Raw genomic sequence first — 8,725 nt, 5'->3', positions numbered from 1 at the left:
AGCGAAGCCCGACCTGCCTCTCGCATCGCCGTCCATGACACGCGGCCAGGCCAGCCGGCGCGCAGGATAGCCGAGCACCTCATCGCGCCGCCGCCCCTCGACGTGGCGGGGATCGAGCGCATCGAGCCCCGCCCTCCGCTCGGCAAGCTCGGCCTCGCCGTGCCGCCGAAGACGCCGATGCCGCAGGACTGGCATGAGACGCTGCTTTATCGCCCGGTCGCCACCTCGTCGGCGATCTTCGAGGCCATGGGGCGCAGGGTGATCGTCAGCGGCACCATCGACGTCGATCCCGCCAGAACCTGCGCGTTCGGCGACGCCACCTGGCCCTGCGGGCAGCGCGCCCGCGCCGCCTTCAATGCCTGGCTGCGCGGCCGGGCCGTAAAATGTGTCCTGCCGCCCGATGCCGACCGTTTTGCCATCGCCGCGCCGTGCACGCTCGGCAAACAGGATGTCGGCGCCTGGCTGGTTGCCAATGGCTGGGCAATGGCGTCCGCCTCGGGCATCTACGGCAAAGCCGAATCCGTCGCCAGGGCTGCCGAGATGGGCATCTTCGGTCCGCCGCAATAGGCCATTCCCGGAAAGGCGCGCAACGGCCTTCCCTGCCCGGCATTGCGTAAAAACGGAATGGTTAAGGCAGCTCAGCGATCCTACCAAACGCTCACCCGGTTTCAGCGACCGAATCACATCGAAGCGAGAACCGGGCCGCAGCCGCCGACGATATCCAAGGAGAAAGACACTGATTTCCTTCAAATTGTAGGCCAAGCTGAAACGGAAATCGTAACACACCACCTTTAAGCCAATGCGTCCAACAGGAGATTGGCCAGTGAGTATGAAAACCGAGACCGCGCCGGCAGAGGCCTGGAAGCATGTCGTCTGGCTGACCCTGCTGGGCACCGCCGGCTGCGTCGGCCTGTCGCTCGGCCTGAACTATCTGCTGCTGCTCAGCGACGCGTTGACGCCGTTCGGCCGCAGCGTCATCACGGCCGCCCTTCTGCCCATCATCATCGGCCTGCCGCTTTTTGCCTTACTCGGCTGGAGAGAAGTCGAGATCCGCCGCTACCGGCAGGAGCTCACCAGATCCGGCACCTACGACCATCTGACCGGCTGCCTCAACGGGGCCGTGTTCACGTCGATGGTCGACAGGCGAGCCGCCAGACCGGCCGGGCCGCGCTCCGGCGCTTTTCTCGTCATCCATCCGGAGCATCTATCGGCGATCAATTTGCGCTTCGGCCTCGAATGGGGCGACGAAGCCTTGCGGCTGATCGCCACCGCCATCAGGTCCTCGGTGCGCAAGGAGGATCTGATCGGCCGCATCGGAACCGCGATGTTCGGTGTTTTCCTCGCGGGCGCGACCGAGGAGGACGCCAAAGAGATCGGCAAGCGCGTCCGGGAAGCGGTCGGGCAGATCTATTTCGCGCCGAAAGGCGACAAGGACGTGCTCGCCATCCGCGTTGGCGGCGTCGTCTTCGAGCATGAATTGGCTTTCGAAGACATGTTCCGCTCGGCCGAGGAAGGATTATCCGAGTTGCAGGACGAGACCGGCTTTCACTTGTCCCATTTCAACAACTGAGCGGCGCGATCAGCAGCCAACCCCCGCCGGCAACCTGGCGTGGGCTGCGGTTCAAATCTCTGCGTCTCAGATGCCGCCCATGCAGAGATATTTCATCTCAAGGTAATCCTCGAGGCCGTGGCGGGACCCCTCCCGCCCGATGCCGGACTGCTTGACGCCCCCGAAGGGTGCTGCTTCCGAGGACATGCGCCCGGTGTTGATGCCCACCATGCCGTATTCCAGGGCCTCCGCCACACGCCAGACGCGCTTCAGGTTGGATGCGTAGAAATACGCGGCTAGTCCGTAAATGGTGTCGTTGGCCTCACGCACGACCTGATCGCCATCCTCGAAACGGATGACGGGGGCCAACGGCCCGAATGTCTCCTCCCGCGCCACCGTCATGGCGCTGGAGACGTCGGTAAGGACCGTCGGCTGGAAAAACGTGCCGTCTCTGGCGATCCGGCCTCCGCCGCACCGGATCGCGCCGCCCTTTGCCACGGCATCGGCGATGTGGGATTCGATCTTGGCGAGCGCCCGCCTGTCGATCAGCGGGCCGATGGCGACGCCGGGATCGAAACCGTCACCGACCTGAAGCTCGCCGACCCGCCGCACGAATTTGTCGACGAACTCATCATGAACGTCCGATTGGACGTAAAGTCGGTTCGCCGAAACGCAAGTCTGGCCGGCATTGCGGAACTTCGCCTGGACCGCCCCATCCACGGCGGCATCGATGTCGGCGTCGTCGAAGACGATGAAAGGCGCATTGCCGCCGAGCTCGAGACTGACCTTCTTGATCTGGTCCGAGCACTGGCGCATGAGCAGGCGTCCGACCTCGGTCGAGCCGGTAAAACTGATCTTGCGCACTTTGGGATTGTGGCAGAGCTCGCACCCCACCGCGGCACCCTCCGAGGCATAAATGAGATTTACAACACCATCGGGAAAGCCGGCCTCGGCGGCAAGCGCGAACATGGCACCTGCAACAAGCGGCGTCTGTTCGGCAGGCTTAAGCACAATGGCGCAGCCTGCCGCCAGCGCCGGTGAGATCTTGCGCGCCACCATCGATGCGGGAAAGTTCCATGGTGTGATGGTGCCGACGACGCCGATCGGCTGCTTGATCACCAGCATGCGGCGGTCCGTCGACGGTGCCGAGATCGTCTCGCCATAGATGCGATTGGCCTCCTCGGCATACCATTGCAGATACGCCGCCGCATGCGAGACTTCCGATCTGGCTTCGGCGAGCGGCTTGCCCATCTCCGCGGTGAGGATCGCCGCGAGATCGTCGGTGTGGGTGACGATCAGTTGATGCCACTGCCACAGCATTTCGCTGCGCTCCCGGGCCGTCAGCCCCGCCCATTCGGCCTGTGCGGCATAGGCCTTGTCGATCGCCGCGCGCGTCTCCGCAATCCCCATGTCGGGAAGTTCCGCCAGCAATTCGCCCGTCGATGGATTGAAGACCTCGAACGTGCTCCCGCCAACCGGCGTGCCAAGCGCCGGCACACGGTCGATAGCGCCGAACAGGTCAGGGGATTTCAGGTGGCGCAGGATCGGCAGGCACAGGGGCAATACCAGTCTCCTCGTTCAAAGGCTGACCTTGCAGAAGGCCAAGATGTATTCCGCACGTCCGCGCCTCTCAAGGACTGAGCGTGATCGTTGGAGCTTCTTGGCCTTGGGTCTCCCAGCTTTAACCGTTCTTGTGGTCTTCGCCACGGGAATACCGACCTTTCCGTCCAGCGGAAAATCAGCAAATTGGAGGGGCGCGTTGTCGAAGGTAATAGACGCCGGTCGTCTTCCATCGCCCAGGGTTCTAGACAGTCTCGAGCTAACACCACCCCTGTGTACCAGACAGGCGCCGAAAAAACCAAGAAAGTCAGATAGCTATTCCCAATCAAAGGGATAGGCTGGTGCTGCGAGAGAGGATTGAACTCTCGACCTCTCCCTTACCAAGGGAGTGCTCTACCACTGAGCTACCGCAGCAACGGGCGTCTGAATAACCGCAGACGCCTTGAATTGCAAGGCGTAGCGGCCCCCTTTCACACCGTGCGCGGTTTTGGCCTGATGTTGCCAATGTGGTTCCAAACGGGCTCGGCACGTGCTCCAGTCTACACCGATAGGCCGAGAGCTACACCGTTTTTGTTGCCGGATCGTTGCCGGTTTGGATACGAATGGGAATAGCGCCCCGTACAGAGGTTTTTCGCACCCCAGCCCTTCAACTCACTACCTGCGAAGGCCCTGTCGCGCGTCCTGGCCCTGTCCCCGTGGCGAATAGATGCGATTTCGGCGTCCGGCCTTACACCAAAATCGCCTTTGCGCTATGACCACGTGGCAGGAGATGCCGGAACCATGAATCGTAAAGCTCGGGCCAGGATCCTCTGGCTCGACGATCGCGACGACCTTGCGAAGCTGGCCGCATGGCTCGCCTGGCGCTCTAAACATGTGACAGCCGCGATAGAGCGGGAGCATGAAGACAGCGGCGCGGTTTCCATCTGCCTGTTCAAGCACCAGGACGAGGCCGGCCTGATCCGCTGCACCACCGATGAACTCGCCAACCTGGCGCGCGACGCTATCGTGGAGCAGCTGCAAATCGACGTGGCCGTGGATATGGGAGGCGAAGCACCCGCGCGGCCGAGAGCGAGGAAGCCAGCCCCTCGACATGCGCGCGACTGGTAATCAGCCGCCCTTCGCCTTCGCATAGTCGTTCCGCTGGCGCGGCCACTTCGAGACCGAATCGGTCAATGTGTGGTGGGTGAAGCCAAGGTTCTTGTTGAAGCGCCACGCCTCGCGGCAGAGTAATTAATGCCGCGGCGGCACGCGATGCTCACCAGGTTGAGCCGCCCGGTGTGTCCGCAAATGGCAATACACGCTGATTTCCTCACCCACAGCGAAGGTCTTGCCGATCGCGTCCATCAGTCAGCGGATGTGATCTCCGGCAGTGAAAAGAAAGCTCATGCGGGTCTTTCTCCACACCGGCGTTGCTTTTGCTAGCCACCAGGCGGACCGAGATGGCGACGAACTGCTGACCGGCAGATTTGGGACCGGTAGCGGAAAGGCATCTTTTGGCAACGTCAAGCTAATAGCGGACGTTCAACCCATACGGCTGAGGCCTTAGATCGGGCCAAGTCCGACACCCGTGAGCGTCTCACAAATTCACCCACGGGCCCAACTCCAGACCCGGTGAGTTTACGAGGCCACCGTCAGCTCACCAGGCCGCGACCCCCGCTAGCAACTGGTCCATCAAGGCAGGACCGCGCGCCTCCACCAACCTGCGCCAGGAGACGTCGCGTGGGCAGCAGATGTCGACATAGGACGCGCGCAACGCCCTAGCATCGGGATGGTGGCGACCTTCGAAGCGAAGCCAACGGTCGATTAGGTCTCCACGGAATATCTGATAGTCGTCGGCCGTGCCGAACTCGACTACGGCACCAGCGATTCGCGCATCAGGCCGCTCTTGGCCAATCGCTCGGCACAAAAGCCCGCGGTAGTTCGGCTTTTCTCCCGTCTTGAAGGCACTGTTGTCTTTCGCCGTGAGACCCCACCAGCCGGTTGCCGCCCTGTGTTCATCACTGTCGGGCGCGTCAAAGATCAGATGCACGATCTCGCCAAACTGACCCATACAGGTGTGCCAGTCGAGGAAACCGATTGTTCGCGCGCGGGAAAGATGCTCGCGCACAATACGACGGAACGTTACGTTCGACCAACTCGGCGCCTTTCCGCCATACATGACGCCGTCGGGGCGATGCCATTGTCCCGACCATACCTCTCCTTCCAGTGCCCAGCCAAGAGTGTCGAAATGCGCCTTGTAAGCGCGATGCGATTGGAGAACCTCCGCAGCGTCCGACGGGTCCCGGTGCAGGAAGGGTACCACTGGATCATATGCCGGGTTGTCCGGTAGCGGGTCGCCGTCGAACACTAGGAAGTTGCGGTTGATGTCGACATTGTCCTCGTCCGTGCGCGTGCGGTGTGCGAACGCCCAGGGATTGATGGCGTGCACGAGCACCAGCCGGACGCCCAGCACACCGCCATTGCGGGAAGATAGCCAGCGGGTCAGGATTGCCGACGCAGCAAAGGCCTCCGAGCCATGCGTGCCGCAGATGACGATCGCGGCGCGCTCCGTGTCCTCCGGCCCGAGGCAGGCGACGTCGGTCGCGAGCGCCTCGCCGACCTCACCCGTCAGCCCTTGACGCGAATAACTCGTCACCTGAGCTCCGGCCCCCGCGCAGGCGACAAGAAACTTGCCGCGCGCCTCGGCATAACTTTCTGAGAAGCTGTCCATCAATATTCCCTCCCGCAGTCGCAAAGCCGATCGTGACAGGCGCGCGAACAGGCGGCAAGACGCCAAGAGCCGACACTCAGCACATGGACGGAGAAGGGCCGCATCGGGGCCGCCAGCGGAGAGTCCGCTTTTCGGCTGATCGGCAAAGGACTGCCTTCACGCCCGCTTGCCGCGACCCGGAAGGCGAGATACTACACTTCCGCTGAAGCACCGCGGCATGGATTTATTCGGCGGCTATTCTGAGACCGGATTTGGTGGCTAGCAGAATCGCGATTTCATCAACCGCCTGCGCCGCTCGCTTCAGGATCTGTTCGGACCGAAGCACACCATCGGTGAAGTCTTTGTCGGTCGCGTACACGGCTGTGGGCAGCGCGAAAGCCTCGAAGAAGCCAAATAGCGGCCTGAGTTGATGCTCAACGACAAGGGCATGGCGCTCGCCGCCCCCGGTGGCCGTGAGAAGCACGGGCTTACCTCTCAAGGCCGTTGGATCAAGCAAGTCGAAAAAATGCTTGAACAGCCCGGTATAGCTACCCTTGTATGTCGGAGACCCGACGACGAGCACGTCCGCGGCGACAACATCTGCAACTACGGTTTGGGCTTGCGCGTCGAGGTCGCGCTGCCATTTGGCGGCCCCCAGCGAGGGACCGACATCCTCGATATCGTACGTTCGATGGGACAGGCGATGGCGGCTGGCGATGTTCTGAACGACGAGGTCGACGAAAGCGCGGGTCTTCGAGGGTCGGCTGAAGTTCCCCGAAAAACCGACGATTGATGGATTTGACATAAGCCGAACTCCGATGGTCAAACTCAGACGTAAGCGGGCCTGGCACGGCACCAGTGATGCTGCGTGGACCACTTCTCTCCTCTAGGCAAGAAATCGACCTGCCTAAGACGCCGCTACTCGGACACCGGCGCCCCGGCCGCGCCCAAACTCCAGATCCCAGCCGCGCTCCTTGAGGGGCAATTCACCCTGCAGTCCGAGCTGCGGAAACAGCAGTTCGGCAACATTGAAAGCTTCTTCCAGATGCGGATAGGCCGAGGCAATAACCTTCTCCACCCCTATCTCTTGATATTCGCGGATGCGGGCGGCAACGCTTTCCGCACTCCCAACAAGCGCGGTGCCGGCACCGCCTCGAACGAGACCCAATCCGGCCCATAGATTGGGAGCTATAACCAGCTTGTCGCGGCGTCCCTGGTGCAGAGCGGAGATGCGCTTTTGCCCGACCGACTCCGAAACTTTGGTAAATTGATGCTGGGCTTCAGCGATCACGTCGTCAGTGACGCGGCTGATCAGTCGATCCGCCGCCGCCCAGGCCTCCTCCTCCGTTTCACGCACGATCAGATTTATGCGCAGTCCAAAACGGATTTTGCGACCTTGAGCCGCCGCTCGTGCCCTGACTCTATCGAACTTCTCCTTCACCTGCTCGACGGGTTCACCCCAACTCAGATAGACATCGGTGTGTTTGGCGGCGACCTCGATGCCCGCCTCCGAAGACCCGCCGAACCAAAGTGGCGGATAGGGTTGCTGGACCGGCGGGAAAGAAATGTCGGTGCCGTGAGCAGATAGATACTTGCCCTCAAAGTCGGCCGGCTCTCCGGACAGGATACGGCGCCAGATCGTGAGGAATTCATCAGTCTGCGCATAGCGTTCGTCATGACCGAGCTTGTTGCCGTCGCCGGCGAGATCGGCAGGATCAGCACCGGTGACGACATTGAGCAGCACCCGGCCGCCGGAAATGCGGTCCAGCGTGGCCGCATGGCGCGCGAACAGTGCGGGCGTCCCGCTGCCCGGCCGCAACGCCACCAGGAATTTCAGCCGTTCGGTCAATGGGATCAACCCGGCGGCCACGATCCAGGCGTCCTCACACCGTGTTCCGGTTGGCAGGAGCACGCCCTTGAAGCCAAGCCGATCGGCGGCTTGCGCAATTTCTTTGAGATAGCCGAAGGTTGCCGGCCGGTGCCGCTCGTCGGTGCCGAGATAGGGGCCGTCGCCATGGGTCGGCAGGTACCAATACATATCGAGCGGGCGGGTGCTGTTGCCGGACATCGGATTGTTTCCTTCAGTGATTGCGGAATCTATGGGAGCAAGCCTCAGAGCTTGCCTTTCCAGGGGATGAGGCGATGTTCCAGCCAACGCATGCCGCTGGTGAAGGCGAAGGCGAGCACGGCGATGACGATGAGGCCGACGAACACGACGTCGGTCGCGAGGAAATTGGCCGCCGACATGATCATGTAGCCGAGCCCGGACCGGGCTGCGATCAGCTCGGCCGCGACCAGAGTCGACAATCCTGCGCCGATGGCGATCTTGAGGCCGGTCAAGATCTCCGGCAAAGCGGACGGCAGGATGATGCTGGTGAAGAGTTGCAGCCGGTTGGCGCCTAGGGACAGCGCGGCGTTGAGGCGTTCGACGGGCACCGATCGCACGCCCGCCTGTGCTGCAAAGCAGATCGGGGCGAAGGTCGACAGCGACAGGAGAACGATCTTGGAGGTTTCCCCGATACCGAGCCATATGATCAGCAGCGGCAGGTAGGCCAGCGGCGGCAGCCCCCAGTAGAGATCAATCGGCACGCTGAAGATGCCCTTTACCCAACGATTGAGCCCCATGAGCAGGCCAAGCGGAATGCCGACGAAAATGCCGACGCCGAGTGCCGCCGCAATGCGGCCGAGGCTTGCCAGCGTGTGGTCGAGCAGCGTGCCATTGGCATAGCCATCGGCCGCGACGGCGTTGAACTGGGTCAGCACGTCGGCCGGCGACGGCAGGAACAGCGGCGATGCCCAGCCGAGTTGCGCGGCGAGCACCCACAATGCGATCAGCGCCGCCAACGTCACCAGGCTGATGCCGAACGTGCTTGCCGATGCTGAGCTGCGCGGCGGGGGGGACGGCCTCAGCTGAGCCGTGGCGGGAG

The 8,725-nt window shown here is 62.5% G+C and carries 8 protein-coding genes and 1 tRNA gene; 3 read left to right on the top strand and 6 right to left on the bottom strand.

The window, feature by feature from the left end; genetic code table 11:
• The coding region (locus A9K66_RS30815; protein ID WP_197507499.1) for a thermonuclease family protein at positions 1-567 on the top strand (567 nt) is incomplete at its 5' end.
• A 262-nt stretch (positions 568-829) separates the two neighbouring features.
• A complete protein-coding gene (locus A9K66_RS19910) occupies positions 830-1,570 on the top strand; it encodes a GGDEF domain-containing protein (RefSeq protein WP_067327208.1) in 741 nt (246 codons plus the stop codon).
• A gap of 66 nt (positions 1,571-1,636) precedes the next feature.
• On the opposite strand, the gene A9K66_RS19905 is transcribed toward A9K66_RS19910, so the two are convergent.
• Positions 1,637-3,067, bottom strand: coding sequence for an NAD-dependent succinate-semialdehyde dehydrogenase (locus A9K66_RS19905; RefSeq protein WP_245307617.1), 1,431 nt, complete (start codon positions 3,065-3,067; stop codon positions 1,637-1,639).
• A gap of 381 nt (positions 3,068-3,448) precedes the next feature.
• Positions 3,449-3,523: transfer RNA gene (locus A9K66_RS19900), tRNA-Thr, on the bottom strand.
• A gap of 366 nt (positions 3,524-3,889) precedes the next feature.
• Between A9K66_RS19900 and A9K66_RS19895 the strand changes: the two genes are divergently transcribed.
• Positions 3,890-4,216 (top strand): hypothetical protein, encoded by a 327-nt coding sequence (locus tag A9K66_RS19895; RefSeq protein WP_156751106.1) that lies wholly within the window; start codon positions 3,890-3,892, stop codon positions 4,214-4,216.
• A 529-nt stretch (positions 4,217-4,745) separates the two neighbouring features.
• On the opposite strand, the gene A9K66_RS19890 is transcribed toward A9K66_RS19895, so the two are convergent.
• The 4 genes from A9K66_RS19890 to A9K66_RS19875 form a co-directional block, all read right to left on the bottom strand.
• Entirely contained in the window at positions 4,746-5,819 is a 1,074-nt protein-coding gene (locus A9K66_RS19890) for a DUF2817 domain-containing protein (RefSeq protein ID WP_067327197.1), read from the bottom strand.
• Between the two features lie 223 nt (positions 5,820-6,042).
• Entirely contained in the window at positions 6,043-6,603 is a 561-nt protein-coding gene (gene msuE, locus A9K66_RS19885; RefSeq protein WP_067327193.1) for an FMN reductase, read from the bottom strand.
• A gap of 102 nt (positions 6,604-6,705) precedes the next feature.
• A complete protein-coding gene (gene ssuD, locus A9K66_RS19880) occupies positions 6,706-7,866 on the bottom strand; it encodes an FMNH2-dependent alkanesulfonate monooxygenase (protein WP_067327190.1) in 1,161 nt (386 codons plus the stop codon).
• Between the two features lie 44 nt (positions 7,867-7,910).
• Positions 7,911-8,657 carry an ABC transporter permease subunit gene (locus A9K66_RS19875; RefSeq protein WP_245307615.1) on the bottom strand — a complete coding sequence of 249 codons (747 nt, stop codon included), beginning with the start codon at positions 8,655-8,657 and terminating at the stop codon, positions 7,911-7,913.
• Positions 8,658-8,725 lie beyond the last annotated feature (68 nt).

The sequence above is a fragment of the Mesorhizobium sp. AA23 genome (assembly GCF_001672435.1).
In the GTDB taxonomy this organism is placed as follows: domain Bacteria; phylum Pseudomonadota; class Alphaproteobacteria; order Rhizobiales; family Rhizobiaceae; genus Mesorhizobium.
This window is presented reverse-complemented; position numbering and strand designations above follow the sequence as displayed.

Coding starts and splice junctions, on each gene's coding strand:
- A9K66_RS19890 (WP_067327197.1), bottom strand. CDS start 5,819: ATGGACAGCTTCTCAGAAAGTTATGCCGAGGCGCGCGGCAAGTTTCTT.
- msuE (WP_067327193.1), bottom strand. CDS start 6,603: ATGTCAAATCCATCAATCGTCGGTTTTTCGGGGAACTTCAGCCGACCC.
- A9K66_RS19910 (WP_067327208.1), top strand. CDS start 830: ATGAAAACCGAGACCGCGCCGGCAGAGGCCTGGAAGCATGTCGTCTGG.
- A9K66_RS19895 (WP_156751106.1), top strand. CDS start 3,890: ATGAATCGTAAAGCTCGGGCCAGGATCCTCTGGCTCGACGATCGCGAC.
- ssuD (WP_067327190.1), bottom strand. CDS start 7,866: ATGTCCGGCAACAGCACCCGCCCGCTCGATATGTATTGGTACCTGCCG.